Source organism: Streptomyces sp. DSM 42067, assembly GCF_055792885.1.
The window spans coordinates 429,324-446,114 of the sequence record NZ_CM147706.1; the positions used below are offsets into that span (position 1 = coordinate 429,324).

The following is a 16,791-nucleotide window of genomic DNA, read 5'->3' on the forward strand; positions in this document are numbered from 1 at the left end:
TCCGTCGCTCTGCTGAGAGGGTCCCATCTCGCCTCCGAGAACGATATTCTCGTATGGCTAGAACTTTCATACCAGAAGGAGGCCGCCATGCCGAGCCCCCCGCTGTTCCGGCGCGCGACCGTCACGCGGATCATCCAGGAGACCGCCGACGCCCGTACGTTCGTGCTCGCCCCGCACGGAGGGCCGCTCTCGTATCGCGCCGGGCAGTTCTGCATCTTCCGGGTCCGCGTGGACGGAGGACGGGACCTGCTGCGGTCCTACTCCATGTCGAGCGCCCCGGAGGCCGACGACGAGCTGATGACGACCGTCAAGCGGGTCCCGGGCGGCAAGGTCTCGAACTGGCTGCACGACCACGTGTCCGAGGGTGACGAACTCGAACTTACCGAACCGCGGGGCAAGTTCTGCCTGCGCCCGGCCTCCACCGCCGCACCGCTCCTGGGCTTCTGCGGCGGCAGCGGCATCACCCCGGTCCTCTCCCTCGCCAAGAGCGCACTCGCGGGCACCGACCGCCGGGTGCGGCTGCTGTGCGCCGACCGCGACAGGCCCTCGGCGATCTTCTACGAGCGCCTGGCCGAACTGGCGAAGCGCCATCCGGGCCGTCTGACGGTCGTACGCCATCTCGACGACGAGCGCGGGCTCCTCGACGCGGCGGACATCAAGGAGTTCGTCGGCGCCGACATGGACGCGGACTCGTACGTGTGCGGGCCCGAACCCTTCATGGAACTCGTGGAGTCGGCGCTGCAGGGGTCGGGAAGGGTCTTCAGCGAGCGATTCGGCGGCGCGCAGGTCCCGCCGCCGCCTCCGCCGCGTCCGTCCCCGGCCCAGACTCTGGCCCGGACTCCGGCACCGCCTCCGGCCCAGACTCCGACTCCGGCCGCGTCAGAGGGGACGATCACGATCCTCCTCGGCAACAAGCGGGTGTCGGTCCCGCGCCACCCGAACGAGACGCTGCTGCAGAGCGCCCGTCGCGCCGGGCTCGCGCCGCCCTTCTCCTGCGAGGCGGGCAACTGCGCGACCTGCATGGCGAAGTTGAGGGAGGGCAGTGCGACCATGCGCGTCAACGACGCCCTGACCGAGGAAGAGGTGGCCGAGGGGTACGTGCTCACCTGTCAGGGGGTACCGGACACGCCGTCCGTGACGGTCGAGTACGAGTAACCGTGCCTGCAGACGAGATCCAACGAAAGCCGGCGGGCCGCCGCCTCGCAGGAACGAGGCGGCGGCCCATTGGTGAGTGTGTCCGCCCTTGACGGGCCCGGCGTCACTCGGCGTGCACGCTCATGGCCGCTGACCCGGATGGCACAGCACCAGGACGGCGCGGGCGACGAGTTCACCGCCGCCGCCGAGGTGCTCGCGGTACCGGCCGGTGATGGCCCGCACGGCCTCCGCGAAACCGGGGTCGGTGGCGCGAGGTCCGGACGGGGCGGGCAGTTCCCGCGCCATCTCCCGGCGCCGCAGCAGAAGTTCGATGATCTCGTGGTCCAGCTGCTCGATGCGCGACAGCGACCTGTGCGTCGCCTGTTCGGTAAGCGCGTCCATTGACACCGTGCATCTCCGTTTCTGCTCGCGCGAGGATGCGAGATCCATCTTCACTCCATAAGAGAATGCTATTCTCGCTTGGCTCGGGCCGCAATGTCCTTGCGCACAAGGAGCTCTGCGACCGCGCCGCCGGATGGATCCGTAGCTTCGCGAATGCCGAGATCTGGAGGGTTCCCCCATGGTCGATCTGGAGATGGACTCGGGACTGGCGGTCATCACTATCAACCGCCCGCACGCGCGCAACGCGATCGCGCTGGACACCATGGGCGAGTTGGAACAGGCCCTGGACGCAGCAGCGGGTGCGAGGGCGCTGGTCATCACGGGAGCCGGCGATCGCGCCTTCATCTCCGGCGGAGACCTCAAGGAGCTTGCCGCCCTGCGTACCACCGGGGAGGCGGCGGCCATGGCCTGGCGGATGCGGCGGATCTGCGACCGCATCGCGGCGTTCCCCGCACCGGTGATCGCCGCGCTCAACGGCCATGCCCTGGGCGGCGGGGCCGAGGTGGCTCTCGCCGCCGACATCAGGGTGGCCGCCGACGACATCCGGATCGGCTTCACCCAGGTCAATCTGGAGATCATGCCGGCATGGGGCGGCGCCGAGCGGCTCGCGGCCCTGATCGGCAGGGGGCGGGCGCTGCTGCTCGCGGGGTCCGGCCGGGTTCTGGACGCGGCCGGAGCCGAGCGGATCGGCCTGGTGGACGAGGTGCTGCCGCGCACCTCTTTCGAGGAGGGCTGGCGGACCCTGGCCCGTTCGCTGGCGAACCGCCCGGCTCAGGAGATCAAGCGGATCACACGGGACGGCGTGTCCGCCCACGAGGCGGTGGACGCCTTCGCCGGCCTCTGGGTCGGGGACGCGCACTGGGCGGCGGTGGACCGGGCGATGAGCCGGGGCCGGTGAGGCACTGCGCGCCGCGGCAGAAGAACTTCAGGGCGCGTCGAACCCATTGCCTCTCCTCTGAGGAGAAGCTACCTTCCAGATTCCGAGAGCAAGCTATTCGGACCAATTCGGCAGTTGGGACACCGGTTCGACCAGCTGCACCACACACCGTCGGCGCCCCGCACCGCGCTGCCCAGGCTCCCTGCCCCCACCAGGCTCGCCGTCGGCGGCTGCGACGTGGCACGCCATGAGGCGGGAGCGGTGGGCCGCCCACCCGACGCCGGGCTGCCGTACCAACGGCACGTCTGTGCGCACGGAGTGCGCTGTCACCTGCGTTTCCCGCGTGTGCCCCGGTCCGCGTCGCCGCGCGGCCGGAGCGAGCCCTGATCGCGCCCATCGAGCCATCAGCACGTCGGGAAACATGAGGAGGACACCCCGTGAAAGCGATGAATTCCCTCGCGGCCACCTTGGTCGTGGCCGCCCTGCTCGCCGCGGGATGCGGCCGCAGCGGGTCGGGAGAGACCGAGGAGTCGCGCGGTGACGGCAATCCCACGAAGGCCGCCGAGGCCGCGCCGGGCGGCGACTTCGGTGATCTGAAGGGTGTCTGCGGCCCTGGCGACGCCAAGAGCGCGTCCGCCCAAGGCGTCACAGCCGACACCATCAAGGTCGGCGTCTTCTCCGATGTCGGCTTCACCAAGAAATCCGAATACGGAGACACCGCGAAGGTGTTCACGTCCTGGTGCAATGCCGCGGGCGGCATCAACGGACGCAAGCTCGTCGCCACCGTGCGGGACGCGAAGCTGCTGGAAGTCCGCCAGCGGATGATCGAGTCCTGCAAGGAGGACTTCGCGATCGCCGGCGGCGGCTCCGCCATGGACGGCCTCGGCACCAAAGAACGCCTGTCCTGCCTGCTGCCCGAGTTCCCCGCCCAGACCAGCATGGTGCAGAACAACGGCTCGGACCTGCAGGTCAGCCAGACCGGCGGCAGCGAGTACAACCGCTACGCCGGCTATTACAACTGGCTGCTGAAGGAGGCGTACCCGAAGTCAGCGGACGCCATCGGCATCATCTCGGGCGATTCCCCGGTCACCAAGGTCCTCGGCGCACAGGCCGAGGAAGGTCTGAAGGCAGCCGGCGGGACCATCGCCTACAGCGACCTGTACCCGGCCTCCGGCGTCTCGGACTGGACGCCGTACGCGCAGGCCATCAAGAGCAAGAAGGTCAAGGCACTGCTTTTCTACGGGGACTTCACCAGCCTCGCCAAGCTGGAGCAGATCCTCACCGGTATGAAGTACAAGCTCGACTGGATCGACGCGAACAGCAACGCCTACGGGCCCGCCTTCCTCAAGCTCGGCGGCACGTCCCTCGATTACCAGAACAATCTTGCCGACCTGAACGGGGTCTACCCCCTGGAGAGCGCGTCCGGGAACCCGGCGACGCAGCAACTCGTGGACCTGTTCGAGAAGTACGCGCCAGACGCTGAGGTCACGCTGCCTGGCGTGCGGGGCTTCGGGGCCTGGCTGCTGTTCGCCAAGGCGGCCAAGAGCTGCGGTGACGACCTCACCCGCACGTGCGTGTACGAGGCGGCCCGCAAGGAGAGCGCCTGGACGGCGGGCGGCCTGCTCGCGCCGGTCGACCTGACCGACGCCGGCATCCCGGTGGACTGCTTCAACGTCGAGAAGGCCACATCGAAGGGCTGGGAGCCGGCCGACTTCAAGCCGGACAAGGGCGCATACCGCTGCGACGTCGAGCAGTACAAGTACACCGGCGACTACGGCAAGCCGCTCACGCTCGCCGACGTCGGCAAGTCCATGGACGACGTGAAGTGATGGAGCAGCTCCTCACCTTCGGGATCGTCGGCCTGAGCACGGCGGCGATCTACGCGGTCATCGGCAGCGGCCTGGTGCTCACCTATGTCACCACCGGCGTGTTCAACTTCGCGCACGGGGCGGCGGGCATGCTGGCGGCGTTCTGCTACTGGCAGCTCACCGTGGGGTGGGGCTGGCCGGTGCCGGTGGGTCTCGCCGTGGTGCTGCTCGTGCTCGCGCCGGGCTTCGGCCTGGCGGTCGAACGGGTGCTGATGCGCCCGGTGCAGCACCTCGGCGAGGCGGAACGGCTGGTGATGACGGTGGCCCTGCTCAGCGGGGCCATCGCCGTCGCCCGCTGGATGTGGGACCCCAACGTCGCCCGTCCCCTGACGGTGTTCTTCGCCGACCGGGAGCCCTTCCACATCGGACCGGTCACCGTCACCTGGCACCAGGCGCTGACCATGGCCGTCGCGGTGGCGGTCGCGGCGGGCCTGTGGTTCCTGCTGAACCGCACGCGCACCGGCGCGGAGATGCGGGCGACGGTCGACGACCGGGGCCTGGTGCAGCTCACCGGTGCCGACCCGCTGCGCGCGGGCCGCGTCGCCTGGATGCTCAGTACCCAGCTGGCGGCGCTCGGCGGCATCCTCATCGCACCGACCGTCGCCCTGGACGCCTCCCAGCTGTCGCTCCTGATCGTCAGCGCCTACACGGCGGCCGTCTTCGGCTGGCTGCGCAGCCTGCCGCTGACGTTCATCGGCGCGGTCGTCGTCGGCTGTCTGGAGAGCTATCTGACGGGATATCTGCCGCAGAACGAGTACCTGCCGGGGCTGCGGCTCGCCGCGCCGGCACTGCTGCTGTTCATCGCGTTGCTGGTGTTTCCGCACCGGCGGCTGCGCGGCAGGGAGCGGCGCCTGGTCCGGGTGCCGGTGCCGTCCCTGCGCGGCACGGCCGTGTTCGCCGCGTCGACCGTCGCGTTCGGGCTGGTGCTGGCCACGGTCCTCAGCGACGCCGACCTGGTCACCTACGGGCCGCTGTTCTCGCTCGGCATCATCGCGCTGTCGTACGTGCCACTGGCCGGGTACGCGGGCCAGATCTCGCTGTGCCAGCTGAGCATCGCGGGGATCGGCGCGGTCGTGTGGGGGCATCTGGGCGCGCAGGGGCAGCTGTGGGCGCTCGGCGCGGCGATCCTGGTGTCGGCGGCGGTCGGGGCGCTGATCGCGGTGCCCGCGCTGCGGTTCTCCGGGGTGTATCTGGCGCTCGGGACGGCGGCGTTCGCGGTCGTACTCGACCGGTGGATCTTCACGCTGCCGTCGTTCGAGGTGTTCGGGGTGCGCATCGCGCTGTTCGACCAAGGGTCGGTGGAGGTGAGCGGGCCGAACCTGTTCGGTCTGCGTCTCGACGGCACGGCGGAACTGCTGGTGTTCGCCTCGGTGTGGCTGGCACTCGCGTCGCTCGGCGTGGCGGTGCTGCGCCGCGGCCGGTTCGGGCGGCGGCTGATCGCGCTGCGCGACAGCGAGGCCGCCTACGCGACGCTCGGCGGCAACCTGCTGGTGGCCAAGGTCGCGGTGTTCGCGCTGTCCGCGGGGATCGCGGGGCTCGGCGGGGCGCTGTACGGGATGCAGCACCGGACGGTCACGGCCGAGCAGTTCAACCTGGTGGCGGGGCTGCCGATCTTCCTGGTCGCGGTGATCGGCGGCCTCGGTGCGGTGGGCAACGGGCTGTTCGCCGGTACGGCCTTCGCGGGGCCGAACGTCCTGACGGGCCTGGTGTCCTGGGGGCACAACCTCGTCTCGGTGATGCCCGCGCTGGCCGGAATGGGGCTGGCGCACAGTCCCGAGGGCATCGTGTCCCGGTTCCGGCGCGAGTGGGAGCCACTCGGCCGGGACCGCATCGCCCTGCCCGCACTGCTGGTGGGGCTCGCGCTCGGGTGGGGACTGCGGCTGGGTGACGTCATCAACGGCTGGACGTTCCTCGTCTGGGCTTACGTCCTGGGCGAGGGCCTGCGCCGGTATGCGGCGGCGCGGCAGACCGCCGACCCGGCCGAACCGGAGATCCCCGTCGAGTGGTGGGGCCTCAGGCGCCCCTGGCGGGCGGACGACAAGGAGGTGCTGGCCCGTGGCATTGCTGGAGGTTAGCGGCGTCACCGTCGCGTTCGGCGGCAACCGGGCGCTGGACGACGTCGGCATGAGCGCCGAGCAGGGCCGGATCACCGGCCTCATCGGGCCCAACGGGGCAGGAAAGAGCACCCTGTTCGACGTCGTGTCCGGGCTGCGCAGGCCGTCGTCGGGACGCGTACGGCTCGGCGGGCGCGAGGTCACCCGGCTCGGTCCTGCGCGCCGCTCCCGGCACGGACTCGCCCGGACGTTCCAGCGCCTGGAACTGTTCGGCCGCCTCAGCGTGCGCGACAACCTGCTGGTCGCCGCGGAACTCGGGCCGGAGCGGCGGCAGGCGGAACACTGCGTCGCCCGCGTCATCGACCAGCTCGGTCTCGCGGAGGTCGCCGACAGCCCCGCCGACACCCTCCCCACCGGGGTCGGCCGCCTCGTCGAGGTGGGCCGGGCGCTCGCCGTCCGCCCCACGCTGCTGCTCCTGGACGAGCCTGCCGCGGGCCAGGACGGCGAGGAGACGGAGCGGTTCGCCACCCTGCTGCGCTCACTCGCCGACGACGGCATGGCGGTCGTCCTCGTCGAACACGACATGGGCCTCGTCATGAGCGTGTGCGACGAGGTGCATGTACTCGACCTCGGGAAGGTCATCGCCGTCGGCCCGCCCGAGGTGATCCGGAACGACGAGACGGTCCTCGCCGCCTACCTGGGGGACGCGTGAACAGCCTGGAGTGCGGCCCTGAGGGGCACCTGACCTGTCTGGGGGATACGTGAGTGCGCTTCTCCAACTGAGCGGTATCCGCGCCGCCCACGAAGGAATCACGGTCCTGCACGGGGTGGACCTGAGCGTCGCAGCCGGGCAGGTGGTGGCGCTGCTCGGCCCGAACGGCGCCGGCAAGACGACCACCCTGCGCGTCGCGGCGGGCGTCCACCCGGCCGCGTCCGGCCGGCTTCTGATGGGCGGCCGGGATGTGACCGGCGTCGGCCCTCAGGACCTCGCCCGGGCGGGGGTGTGCCTGATCCCCGAGGGGCGCGGGATCTTCCCGAACCTGTCGGTCCGCGACAACCTCCTGATGATGACCTTCACAGGCCGCAGCCGCGAGGAGATCGAGGAGGTCGCGTTCGCCAGGTTCCCGATCCTCGCCGAGCGCGCCTCGCAGGCCGCGGGCACCCTGTCCGGCGGCGAGCAGCAGATGCTCGCCCTCGCCCGCGGCCTGGCCACCGACCCCGCCGTGCTGCTGCTGGACGAACTGTCCATGGGACTGGCCCCGTTGGTCGTCGCCAACCTCTACGAGCAGGTCGCCGAGATCGCCCGGCACGGTGTGGCGGTTCTGGTCGTAGAGCAGTTCGCGGCGGCCGTCCTCGGCATCGCCGACCATGCGGCCGTCCTGGTGCGCGGCCGCATCGAGCGGCAGGGCCGGCCCGACAGCGGATTCCGCACCGCCTTGTCCGCCCTCTACCTGGGGAGCCCCACATGACCACGACCGAGCCCCGCGCGGACCGCTTCGTCCGTGAACTGGCGGAGCTGAAGATCCCCGACCCGGCCGCCGGACGGGCCGCCCTGTGGCTGCGCCTGGGCGGCACGCTGATGGTGCTCGCCCTCGTCCTGTGCGTGTCGGCGTACCTGCTCGCCCACAGCACCACCGATCCGCTCGAGCAGCGCGACGCGATCACGCTGGGACTGTGCGGGGTCGGCGCCGGAGTCGTCGGTGGCGCGCTGTTCCTGCGCTATTCGCTGACGGGCTTCCTGCGCTTCTGGCTGGCCCGCCAGTCGTACGACCTCGATGCGCTCGCGGAGCGACTGATCGACGCGCAGAAGGGGCGCGGCTGAGCATGGCGTGACCGTGGTGGGTGCAGTGGGCACACACCACGGTCACGGTCAGCTTGCTGTCAGGCCTGGCGCGGTGCGAAGCCGGACACGATGACGGCGTTGGTGTCGGCCGCGGCGTGCCGCAGCGGCTTCGCCTTCTCGTACGCGGCGGACTCGTACCAGGCGCGGGCCGCCTCCACCGACTCGAACTCGAGGACGACGGTCTGGTGGCCGTGCCATTCGCCTTCGAGGACTTCCGGCTGCGAGTCGACGGCGATCACGCGGCCGCCGCTCTCGGCCAGCGACTCCGTGGCGACCCGGCCGTAGGCGGCCATACCGGCCGGGTCCTTGATGGCCTCGGTGAAGACGACGTAGCCCTTGGGCATCGGTGCTCTCCTTCGTCAGCTTGCCGTGATGGTGCCGTGGACCGCCTCGAACCGCGTCGCCCGCGGGCGTGTCAGCGCGCGGAACGCTTCCGCTTCGGCGTGCCGGCCGCCAGGCCGTGCAGGACCAGATCCCACAGCGCCTCGGCGTCGCTGCCGTCCGAGCGCACCGGTGAACCGCTGATGGTCACGGCGAACGAGTTGAAACTGATGGCCTGGAGCATGGTGCCCGCGATCGCCCGGTGGTCGAGACCGCTACGGATGGCGCCCTGGGCAGCCGCCTCGTCGAGGAGGCGGTGCAGGAGGGTGAACATGGGGGCGAAGGCCCGCGCCGCCTCCTTCGGGTGCTCGGTGAGGAGCTGCTGGGCGAACTCGGCCATGCCGAGGATGGCCGTCTTGCGCTCGGAGCTGTCGTCGGGCAGGGGCCGGCACAGCAGGTAGTACTCGACCGTGAAGTGCCGCAGGCGCTCAAGGGCGTCGTCCTCATCGGCGATCGCCTCCTGGAGACGCCGTGCCGTGCTGTGCACCGACTCCTCGAAGAGCGCGAGCAGCAGCTCGTGCTTTCCGGTGAAGTACTGGTAGAAGCTGCGCAGCGACTGGCCGGACTTCTTGACGACCTCCTGGACGGTGAAGTCCTTGCCGGAATCGCCGCTCATCAACTCGAGCGCGGCATCGAGGAATCGCTGCACTCGCTTCTCGGCCCGCACCCGGGCGGGATCGACCGACCGGGCCACAGCCAGTTCGCGCCAGCTGGTGGTGGTGGGGGCCTGAGTCGCTTCGGACTCGACTGATGAATGTTCCGCTGCCACCTGGCAAGCCTACCTCACAAAGCCGAGAGCGGCGATCTCTGGATGACCATCACACGCGGCCGCTTCTGCGAAAATAAGATTCTCCAGGCGTGGTCACACGAGGTCGTCGTCCAACTCGATCTCGAAGGACCGGAAGACCATCGCCAGCACGTCGTACGCGCCCACCGTGAAGATCAGGTCCATCAGCTGCTGTTCGTCGAGCGCGCCGGCCAGTTCCTGCCAGGTGGCGTCCCCGAGCTTCGCGTCGGCGAGCAGTTCGTCGACGGCGCGGACCATGGCCCGTTCCAGTGGCGTCCAGCCGGACGCGTCCGGTCCCTTCGCGACCCGCTCGATCTCCTCGTCGGCGATGCCCGCGTCCCGAGCGAGCACGACGTGCTGCGCCCACTCGTACGTGGCCTCACGCACCGCCGCGACGCGGAGGACCAGCAGCTCACGCTGGCGGACGGTGAGGGTGGACGCGAACAGCACGTGTCCGTTGAAGGTGTGGAACGCCTGCGTGAGCGCGGGATGGTGGGCGAGGGTGCCGAGGATGTTGAGGCCCTTCGGGCGGTCGGGACGGCGCCCGAGTATCGGGTGGCGGGGGTGCGGCGGCCGCAGTGCGGCAAGGGCCTGGCGCATCTCGGCGGGCCACTGCTTGGGGGCGAGCGGCCGGATACGTGGCCCGTCGGATGTTCCGGGAGCTCCGGAGGTGTCTGTTCCTGTGGTGGGTGTCGCCATGCGAAGGCCTCTCTTTGCGGTCATGTGCCTTGCACGAAGGGGTGGATGCGGGTGAAGTCCGCGCCGGGCTCCGCCTCCGCGAACCGCTCCCACAGCGCGGCGACCAGCGCCCCGATCTCCGCCGGTCCACCCTCCTCCCCCACCGCCTGCAGATAAAGGCCCACGTCCTTCGACATCAGCGAATTGGCGAAGCCCGACGCGTAGCGGCCGGTCAGGACGTGGTGGGGGAACTTGTCCTCGGTGGCGGCGCTGCGGCCGCTCGACGCGTTCAGCACCTCCAGCATCGTGCCCATGTCGAGGCCTACCGAACAGCCGAAGGCGATCGCCTCGCTGGTCGCGGCGAGCGCGGTCGCGGACAGGAAGTTGTTGGCGAGCTTCAGCGCCTGGGCGAGCCCGGGCCGGTCGCCGACCCTGCGGCGCCGGTCGCTCAGGCCCGCGAGGACCGGCTCCATGCGGGCGCAGGCCTCGTCGGAGCCCGCGTACATGACGGTGAGGGTACGCGCGCGGGCGCCCGCGACGCCGCCGGACACCGGCGCGTCCACGTAACCGATCCCCTCCTTGGCGAGGAGCTCGGCCACCCTCTGCGCGGCGGCGACGCCGATCGTCGAGGTGTCGACGACGTGTGCGGCACGACGCCCGGCAGCGGTGGCGATCTCGTACGCGACCTGCTCGGAGGCCGCTCCGTCCGGAAGGCTGAGTACTACTGTGTCCGCCCTGCGCGCCACCTCGGCCACGTCACGGGCGGGTGCCGCTCCTCCGGGAATGACGGCCGCGCCCGCGGCGTCGTAGGCGGCGAGTCCGAATCCGCGCTGGACAAGGTTCGTCGCGAGGGCGCTGCCCATGTTGCCGAGCCCGACGAAGCCGATCGTGCCCATGCTCATGCCCCTTCCTTCGCGTCCTGCCGTGCCGCCGCCCGTACGTCCTTCAGGGCCCGCCGGGCTGACACGCCCGCCGGTGCTCCGCAGTAGGCGGCGACCTGGAAGAGCAGTTCGTCGAGTTCCTCGTCGGTGACGCCGGTCTGCGGTGTGGCGCCGGCGTGGAGGCGGAACTCGTCCATCCGCCCCAGGGCGGCCGTCATCGCCAGCACCAGCAGGCTGCGGTCGCGGGGACTGAGGGCGCCGCCTCGGGCCCACACCCCCCAGGCCATCGAGGTGACGTAGTCCTGGAATTCGGCGGCGACGGTCTCCGGGTCTGCGGTGACGCTGTCGACGTAGGCGTCGCCGAGCATGGCCCGGCGCATGGCGCGGGCCGCGTCCAGCTCTTCGGTGTCTGCCACGGACTCTCCTTGAGTCGGGTCGGTATCGGTACGCGGTTCAGGAGCGCAGCGAGATGCTGACGGTCTTGGTCTGGGCGTACTCGTGGAGTGCCTCAAGGCCCTTCTCCCTGCCGTAGCCGCTCTGCTTGAACCCGCCGAACGGCGTCTCGATGGTGAGCGGGCCGCCGTTCACGGCCACCTGCCCTGCGTCGATGCGCTCGGCGAGGCGCAGCCCGCGGGCGGCGTCGCCGCTCCAGACGGCGGCCACGAGGCCGTACTCGGTGTCGTTGGCGAGCGCGAGCGCCTCGGCCTCGTCGGCGAACGGCATCGTGACCAGCACCGGGCCGAAGATCTCCTCGCGGGTGATCCGCAGGTCGGGGCTGACTCCGGCGTAGACGGTCGGGCGTACGTAGAGGCCGCGTGCGGCGGGTCCGCTGTCGTACGGGGCGCCTCCGCACACGGGTACGGCGCCCGCGGCATGCGCCTGAGCGAAATGGTCGAGGACCTTCTGGAACTGCGCCTCGGTGATAATCGGCCCGAAGTCGACGCCGGGCCTGAGGCGTTCGGCGGCCTCGGCCACGCGGGAGACCACCTCGTCGTGGACGGACGCCTCGACGAGCAGGCGGGTGGTGGCCGAGCACACCTGTCCGGTGTTGGCGGCGACGGTGGAGACGGCCGCGGCGACGGCCCGGTCGAGGTCGGCGTCGGCGAACACCACGAGCGGTGACTTGCCGCCGAGTTCCAGGGTCATGGGGATGAGCCGGTCGGCGGCGACGGTCGCCAGGTGGCGTCCCACGGGCACGGACCCGGTGAACACGACGCGCCGCACGGCCGGATGGATCGCCAGGGGCGTGCCGGCGTCGCGGCCCGTGCCGGAGACGGCGTTCAGCACACCGTCGGGCAGGCCGGCCTCGGTGGCGAGGCGGGCGAGGCGCAGCGTGGAGGCAGGTGTCAGTTCCGACGGTTTGGCGACGACCGTGTTGCCGACGGCGAGGGCGGGGGCGAGCGCCCGGCACGCCTGGTTCAACGGCAGGTTCCAGGGCGTGATGGCGGCGACGACACCGTACGGCTCGAGCCGCGTGTACGTGAGCGTTCCGGCGCCCTGGTCGATGGTGCGGCCGTGATGCGCGCGGAGCACTCCGGCGTAGTAGCGGAAGTAGGAGGCCGACATGTCGGCCTCCAGGCGGAGTTGCGCGGGGACCTTTCCGGTGCAGGCGCGCTCCAGGTCCATCAGCTCTTCGGCGTGCGTCTCGATGGCGTCGGCGACGTGGTGGAGCAGTTCCGACCGCTCGGCGGCGGGGCGCCGCGCCCAGTCGGGCTGCGCGGCCGCCGCGGCGGCGACGGCGCGGTCCACGTCGGGGGCGGAGCCTGCGGCAGCCTCGTCGCCCGGCTGCCTGGTCGTGGGGTCGAGGGTGGGCAGGTAGGCGCCGTTTGCGGGCTCCACCGCCTTGCCGCCGATCCAGTGGTCGTGGCGGGTCGTCATGTCAGATGGTCCACTTCTCCGTTGACGCCGATGACTGTCCGTCGTTCAGTTGACGCTGGCGGCCTGTGCCGCGACACGATCCGTCGACATTGGCGATACCGCCTAACGAGAATACGGTTCTCCAACATCGTGGGCAATGAGCTGCCCGCCAAGGTGTGAGGCAGAGGCGCAGGCGACGCAGCCCCCGGCCGCGCCCGCGAGAAAGTGCTCGCACGGGGCTTCCGCGCTCGCAAAATACGAGATTACGATTCTCGTCGCCGGGAGGGAGATTCTTGTGATCCGGACGAAAGCGCTGAGCCCACACCTGGGCGTCGAGGTCACCGCGGGCGGCGCCGGGATCGGCCCGGCCATCGCGGATCGCCTGCTCACATGAAACGGCTGGGGTTCGTCGGGGCCGGACGCATGGGACTGCCCATGGTGCGCCGGCTCGTCGCGGGCGGGCACGAGGTCCGCGTACTGGGCCGGTCGCCCGAGCGGCGGCGGGCACTCGCGGCCGAGAGTGCCCTGGTGGGCGGCTGTGTCGAGGACGTCGCCGACGGGGCCGATGCGGTGCTGGTCTGCGTGTACACCGACGAGCAGGTGCGCGAGGTATGCCTCGGCAGTGCCCTGCTCGACGTACTGCCGGAGGGCGCCGCCGTCGTCGTGCACACCACCGGCAGCCCGCGGACCGTCGAGGCGGTCGCCGCCCGCGCCGCGGCACGCCGCATCCAGGTGGTCGACGCGCCGGTCAGCGGCGGCCCTCACGACATCGCGGCCGGACGGGTCACCGTTTTCGTCGGCGGTGACGAGGACGCCGTGGCACGCCTGCGGCCCGTCCTCGGCCGGTACGCCGACCCGGTGCTGCACGTCGGCCCACTGGGCGCCGGCCAGCGCGTGAAGCTCGTGAACAACGCACTGTTCGCGGCCCACATCGGCCTGCTCACCGACGCGATCCGGCTCGGGCGGCGGCTGGGCGTCGACGAAGCGGTCCTGCTGGACGCGCTGCCTCACGGGAGCGCCACCAGCCGCGCCCTCACGGGTGTCGCGGCAAGGGGCTCGGTGGCACGGTTCGCCGAGGCGGTACGTGAGTTCGTCGACAAGGACGTCGAAGTCGTCCGGCAGGTCGCTGCCGAACTCGGCACCGATCTGGGCGCCTTGGCCCCGGTGATCGGACCCCACAGCGTGGGCGACAGCGGTCCCTCGGGCGCGGGCTGATCGCCGTCCGTATCCACTCGGTGAGCGGATGGCACCCCATGACCCAGCAGGACAGGAACGACAAGCAAGACAGCACCGACCAGCCGAAGACGACGAAGACTTCGAGGACAAGGGGACGCCAGCGATGGGACGTGTTGAGGGCAAGGTCGCGTTCGTCACGGGCGCGGCGCGCGGTCAGGGCCGCAGCCACGCCGTACGGCTTGCCGAGGAGGGCGCCGACATCATCGCGGTCGACCTGTGCCGCGACTACGAGACGGTGAACTACCCGATGGCAGGGCCGGACGATCTCAAGGAGACGGTCCGCCTGGTCGAGGAGCAGGGCCGGCGCATCGTCGCACTGCAGGCCGATGTCCGCCGTATCGACGAGATGCGCGACGCGGTGGAGCGCGGCGTCGCCGAGCTGGGCGGTCTGGACATCGTGGTGGCGCAGGCCGGTATCGCCCCGCTGCACGGAGAGCCGCGGCTCCAGGCGTGGTGTGACGCGATCGATGTCGACCTGATCGGCACGATCAACGCGATCCAGGCCTCCCTGCCGCACCTGCGCGAAGGTGCCTCCGTCATCGCGACCGGCTCGACGGCGGCGCTGATGGACCACGGGATCGTCGAGACGCCGGGCGCGAACCCCGGCGGCGCCGGCTACGCCTTCGCCAAGCGCGCCCTGTCGGAGTACGTCCACGAACTCGCCCGGAACCTCGCCCCGTTGAAGCAGCGGGCCAACGTCGTACACCCGACGAACTGCAACACGCAGATGCTGCAAAGCCCGCCGATGTACAAGTCGTTCCGCCCCGACCTCGAGAACCCGACGCGGGAGGACGCCGAGCCCGGGTTCGCGGTGCAGCAGGCGATGCCCATTCCGTACGTCGAACCGATCGACATCAGCAACGCCGTTCTGTTTCTCGCGTCGGACGAGGCCCGCTACGTGACCGGCGTGCAGCTGCGCGTGGACGCCGGCGGCTATCTCAAGTGGTACGACTGGCGCCGCTGATCCGGACACCGACGCACATCCGACGGACATCCGAGCCCGGCAGGGAGGCAGTACAGATGAAGGTCCACGTCGACCCCGAGCGGTGTCAGGGGCACACCCTCTGCGCCATGATCGCCCCAAAGGTCTTCCAGCTCGACGACGTCGACGGGCACTCGAGCCCCATCAGCGAGGACGTCCCGGCAGACCAGGAGGAACTGGTCGCCGAAGCGGTCCGCTCCTGTCCCGAGCGGGCCATCTCCCTCATCGACGAGCACTGACCGGCGAGCACTCAGGCGAGCACTGATCAGCACGCACTGATCAGCGAGCACTGACCGGCGGGGCGTCAGCCCGCTCTCCGCCACCCCGACACAGGGAGGACCAGACCGTGAGCGCACAGGGCGCCCCGCAAGGCGAGGAGCGCAAGAGCAACCGGTACGACTTCGATCGCCATGCCCCCGGTTACCGGGAGCGGTTCGTGGAGATCACCGAGGAGATGCAGGGCCGCTGTCCGGTGGCGTGGTCGGAGACGCACGGCGGCCACTGGGTCGTCAGCGGCAACCGCGAGCTGTTCGAGATCGCACGGTCCGCGGAGTACCTCTCCAACGACCACGACGTGAAGGGCGAACGCCGCGGCTACCAGGGCATCAACATCCCCTATGCGAAACGTGGGAAGGGCATGCGGGGCGGGTTCCTCGAGATGGACCCGCCCGAGCAGCGGCACTACCGGCAGGCCCTCAACCCCTACCTCTCCCCCGCCGCCATCCAGCGCTGGATCCCGTTCCTCGACGAGGTGGCACGGGCCTGTATCGACGAGAAGTTCGAGCAGGGCAGCATCGACTTCATCGACGACCTCGCGAACGTCGTGCCCGCCGTCTTCACCCTGGCCATGATGGGCATCCCGCTCAGGAACTGGACGATCTACAACGAGCCCGCGCACGCGGGCGTCTACACCCGGCCCGACTCACCGGAGATGCCCCGGGTCATCGAGATGCACATCGCGATGATGCGCGACCTGGCCGGCCAGTTGGCGGACGTCCGCAAGAACCCCCGGCCCGGCCTGGTGGACGCCCTGGTGCACGCCGAGATCAACGGCCAGACACCACCGGACGACGAACTCCTCGGCGTCCTGGCACTGCTCATCGGCGGCGGCTTCGACACCACGACGGCGCTCACCGCGCACGCCCTGGAGTGGCTGTCGGAGAACCCCGGCGAGCGGGACCGCCTCAGCCGCGAGCGGGACACGCTGCTCGACTCGGCGACGGAGGAGTTCCTGCGCTTCTACACCCCGGCACCGGGGGACGGCCGTACCGTCTCCGCCGACTGCGAGCTCGCGGGCACGGAGTTCAAGGAGGGCGACCGGGTGTGGCTGTCCTGGGCGATGGCCAACCGGGACCCCTCGGTGTTCCCCGAACCGCACACGGTCGATCTGGACCGCAAGGGCAACCGGCACAACAGCTTCGGCCTCGGCATCCACCGCTGCATCGGCTCGAACGTGGCCCGTACTGCGTTCAAGCGGATGCTGCTCCAGGTCCTCGACCGTATGCCGGACTACCGGTGCGATCCCGAGGGCACCGTCCACTACGAGACGATCGGCGTCATCCAGGGCATGCGCAAGCTGCCGGCGACGTTCACGCCCGGCAAGCGGCTCGGCCCCGGCCTCGACGAGACCCTGGAGACCCTCCAGAAGGTCTGTGACGAGCAGCGGCTCGCCGAGCCCGTCACGGTGCGCACGACGCGGGCCGACATCCCGCGTTGACGGCGATCCTCCGCTGAGCGCGCCGTCGTTCACACGTCGCACGTGGCCGTCCCGGGCGCGGACGGCCACGTGCGGGGCATCTACCACCCGTTGA

18 protein-coding genes are annotated in these 16,791 nt (G+C 70.6%); 11 read left to right on the plus strand and 7 right to left on the minus strand.

The features are described from left to right. Positions 1 to 87 precede the first annotated feature (87 nt). Complete coding sequence (locus ACSMXV_RS02275) at positions 88 to 1,155, plus strand: 2Fe-2S iron-sulfur cluster-binding protein (RefSeq protein ID WP_473176012.1); 1,068 nt, start codon at positions 88 to 90, stop codon at positions 1,153 to 1,155. A 120-nt stretch (positions 1,156 to 1,275) separates the two neighbouring features. Here the strand turns inward: ACSMXV_RS02275 and ACSMXV_RS02280 are convergent, their stop codons facing one another. Then, positions 1,276 to 1,536, minus strand: coding sequence for a hypothetical protein (locus ACSMXV_RS02280; protein WP_181865339.1), 261 nt, complete (start codon positions 1,534 to 1,536; stop codon positions 1,276 to 1,278). Positions 1,537 to 1,714: 178 nt separating this feature from the next. Here ACSMXV_RS02280 and ACSMXV_RS02285 point away from each other — a divergent pair, with 178 nt between their 5' ends. From ACSMXV_RS02285 to ACSMXV_RS02310, 6 genes are all read left to right on the plus strand, one after another. After that, complete coding sequence (locus tag ACSMXV_RS02285; protein ID WP_473176013.1) at positions 1,715 to 2,434, plus strand: enoyl-CoA hydratase/isomerase family protein; 720 nt, start codon at positions 1,715 to 1,717, stop codon at positions 2,432 to 2,434. A 425-nt stretch (positions 2,435 to 2,859) separates the two neighbouring features. Continuing rightward, positions 2,860 to 4,242 (plus strand): ABC transporter substrate-binding protein, encoded by a 1,383-nt coding sequence (locus ACSMXV_RS02290; RefSeq protein ID WP_473179212.1) that lies wholly within the window; start codon positions 2,860 to 2,862, stop codon positions 4,240 to 4,242. After that, positions 4,242 to 6,356, plus strand: a complete 2,115-nt coding sequence (locus ACSMXV_RS02295) for a branched-chain amino acid ABC transporter permease (RefSeq protein WP_473176014.1) — start codon at positions 4,242 to 4,244, stop codon at positions 6,354 to 6,356. The genes ACSMXV_RS02290 and ACSMXV_RS02295 overlap by 1 nt, the downstream gene beginning before the upstream one ends. Beyond that, the gene (locus ACSMXV_RS02300; protein ID WP_473176015.1) at positions 6,337 to 7,047 is read left to right on the plus strand and encodes an ABC transporter ATP-binding protein; all 711 of its coding nucleotides are present in this window, start codon (positions 6,337 to 6,339) and stop codon (positions 7,045 to 7,047) included. Before ACSMXV_RS02295 ends, ACSMXV_RS02300 begins: the two co-directional genes overlap by 20 nt. Positions 7,048 to 7,096: 49 nt before the next feature. Continuing rightward, positions 7,097 to 7,804: an ABC transporter ATP-binding protein gene (locus tag ACSMXV_RS02305; protein ID WP_473176016.1), complete on the plus strand. Its 708-nt coding sequence runs from the start codon at positions 7,097 to 7,099 to the stop codon at positions 7,802 to 7,804. Continuing rightward, positions 7,801 to 8,157, plus strand: coding sequence for a hypothetical protein (locus tag ACSMXV_RS02310; protein ID WP_181658804.1), 357 nt, complete (start codon positions 7,801 to 7,803; stop codon positions 8,155 to 8,157). Before ACSMXV_RS02305 ends, ACSMXV_RS02310 begins: the two co-directional genes overlap by 4 nt. 59 nt (positions 8,158 to 8,216) lie before the next feature. Here ACSMXV_RS02310 and ACSMXV_RS02315 read toward each other — a convergent pair whose 3' ends face one another. From ACSMXV_RS02315 to ACSMXV_RS02340, 6 genes are all read right to left on the minus strand, one after another. Beyond that, positions 8,217 to 8,522: a DUF1330 domain-containing protein gene (locus ACSMXV_RS02315; protein ID WP_473176017.1), complete on the minus strand. Its 306-nt coding sequence runs from the start codon at positions 8,520 to 8,522 to the stop codon at positions 8,217 to 8,219. A gap of 71 nt (positions 8,523 to 8,593) precedes the next feature. Further along, positions 8,594 to 9,328 carry a TetR/AcrR family transcriptional regulator gene (locus ACSMXV_RS02320; RefSeq protein WP_473176018.1) on the minus strand — a complete coding sequence of 245 codons (735 nt, stop codon included), beginning with the start codon at positions 9,326 to 9,328 and terminating at the stop codon, positions 8,594 to 8,596. Positions 9,329 to 9,421: 93 nt separating this feature from the next. Continuing rightward, complete coding sequence (locus ACSMXV_RS02325) at positions 9,422 to 10,045, minus strand: carboxymuconolactone decarboxylase family protein (protein ID WP_473176019.1); 624 nt, start codon at positions 10,043 to 10,045, stop codon at positions 9,422 to 9,424. A gap of 20 nt (positions 10,046 to 10,065) precedes the next feature. Further along, a complete protein-coding gene (locus tag ACSMXV_RS02330; protein ID WP_473176020.1) occupies positions 10,066 to 10,926 on the minus strand; it encodes an NAD(P)-dependent oxidoreductase in 861 nt (286 codons plus the stop codon). Beyond that, positions 10,923 to 11,321 (minus strand): carboxymuconolactone decarboxylase family protein, encoded by a 399-nt coding sequence (locus tag ACSMXV_RS02335; protein WP_473176021.1) that lies wholly within the window; start codon positions 11,319 to 11,321, stop codon positions 10,923 to 10,925. Before ACSMXV_RS02335 ends, ACSMXV_RS02330 begins: the two co-directional genes overlap by 4 nt. Before the next feature lie 37 nt (positions 11,322 to 11,358). Beyond that, complete coding sequence (locus ACSMXV_RS02340; protein WP_473176022.1) at positions 11,359 to 12,783, minus strand: aldehyde dehydrogenase family protein; 1,425 nt, start codon at positions 12,781 to 12,783, stop codon at positions 11,359 to 11,361. Between the two features lie 369 nt (positions 12,784 to 13,152). Here ACSMXV_RS02340 and ACSMXV_RS02345 point away from each other — a divergent pair, with 369 nt between their 5' ends. From ACSMXV_RS02345 to ACSMXV_RS02360, 4 genes are all read left to right on the plus strand, one after another. After that, entirely contained in the window at positions 13,153 to 13,977 is an 825-nt protein-coding gene (locus ACSMXV_RS02345; RefSeq protein ID WP_473176023.1) for an NAD(P)-dependent oxidoreductase, read from the plus strand. Between the two features lie 124 nt (positions 13,978 to 14,101). Further along, a complete protein-coding gene (locus tag ACSMXV_RS02350) occupies positions 14,102 to 14,962 on the plus strand; it encodes a mycofactocin-coupled SDR family oxidoreductase (RefSeq protein WP_473176024.1) in 861 nt (286 codons plus the stop codon). A 56-nt stretch (positions 14,963 to 15,018) separates the two neighbouring features. Next, a complete protein-coding gene (locus tag ACSMXV_RS02355) occupies positions 15,019 to 15,219 on the plus strand; it encodes a ferredoxin (protein WP_181865246.1) in 201 nt (66 codons plus the stop codon). Between the two features lie 107 nt (positions 15,220 to 15,326). Beyond that, a complete protein-coding gene (locus tag ACSMXV_RS02360) occupies positions 15,327 to 16,697 on the plus strand; it encodes a cytochrome P450 (protein WP_473176025.1) in 1,371 nt (456 codons plus the stop codon). Positions 16,698 to 16,791: the final 94 nt, after the last annotated feature.

Excerpts from the sequence above, each read along its gene's own strand:
- ACSMXV_RS02275 (WP_473176012.1), top strand. The coding sequence starts at position 88 with ATGCCGAGCCCCCCGCTGTTCCGGCGCGCGACCGTCACGCGGATCATC.
- ACSMXV_RS02280 (WP_181865339.1), bottom strand. The coding sequence starts at position 1,536 with ATGGACGCGCTTACCGAACAGGCGACGCACAGGTCGCTGTCGCGCATC.
- ACSMXV_RS02285 (WP_473176013.1), top strand. The coding sequence starts at position 1,715 with ATGGTCGATCTGGAGATGGACTCGGGACTGGCGGTCATCACTATCAAC.
- ACSMXV_RS02290 (WP_473179212.1), top strand. The coding sequence starts at position 2,860 with ATGAATTCCCTCGCGGCCACCTTGGTCGTGGCCGCCCTGCTCGCCGCG.
- ACSMXV_RS02295 (WP_473176014.1), top strand. The coding sequence starts at position 4,242 with ATGGAGCAGCTCCTCACCTTCGGGATCGTCGGCCTGAGCACGGCGGCG.
- ACSMXV_RS02310 (WP_181658804.1), top strand. The coding sequence starts at position 7,801 with ATGACCACGACCGAGCCCCGCGCGGACCGCTTCGTCCGTGAACTGGCG.
- ACSMXV_RS02315 (WP_473176017.1), bottom strand. The coding sequence starts at position 8,522 with ATGCCCAAGGGCTACGTCGTCTTCACCGAGGCCATCAAGGACCCGGCC.
- ACSMXV_RS02325 (WP_473176019.1), bottom strand. The coding sequence starts at position 10,045 with ATGGCGACACCCACCACAGGAACAGACACCTCCGGAGCTCCCGGAACA.
- ACSMXV_RS02330 (WP_473176020.1), bottom strand. The coding sequence starts at position 10,926 with ATGAGCATGGGCACGATCGGCTTCGTCGGGCTCGGCAACATGGGCAGC.
- ACSMXV_RS02340 (WP_473176022.1), bottom strand. The coding sequence starts at position 12,783 with ATGACGACCCGCCACGACCACTGGATCGGCGGCAAGGCGGTGGAGCCC.
- ACSMXV_RS02345 (WP_473176023.1), top strand. The coding sequence starts at position 13,153 with ATGAAACGGCTGGGGTTCGTCGGGGCCGGACGCATGGGACTGCCCATG.
- ACSMXV_RS02350 (WP_473176024.1), top strand. The coding sequence starts at position 14,102 with ATGGGACGTGTTGAGGGCAAGGTCGCGTTCGTCACGGGCGCGGCGCGC.
- ACSMXV_RS02355 (WP_181865246.1), top strand. The coding sequence starts at position 15,019 with ATGAAGGTCCACGTCGACCCCGAGCGGTGTCAGGGGCACACCCTCTGC.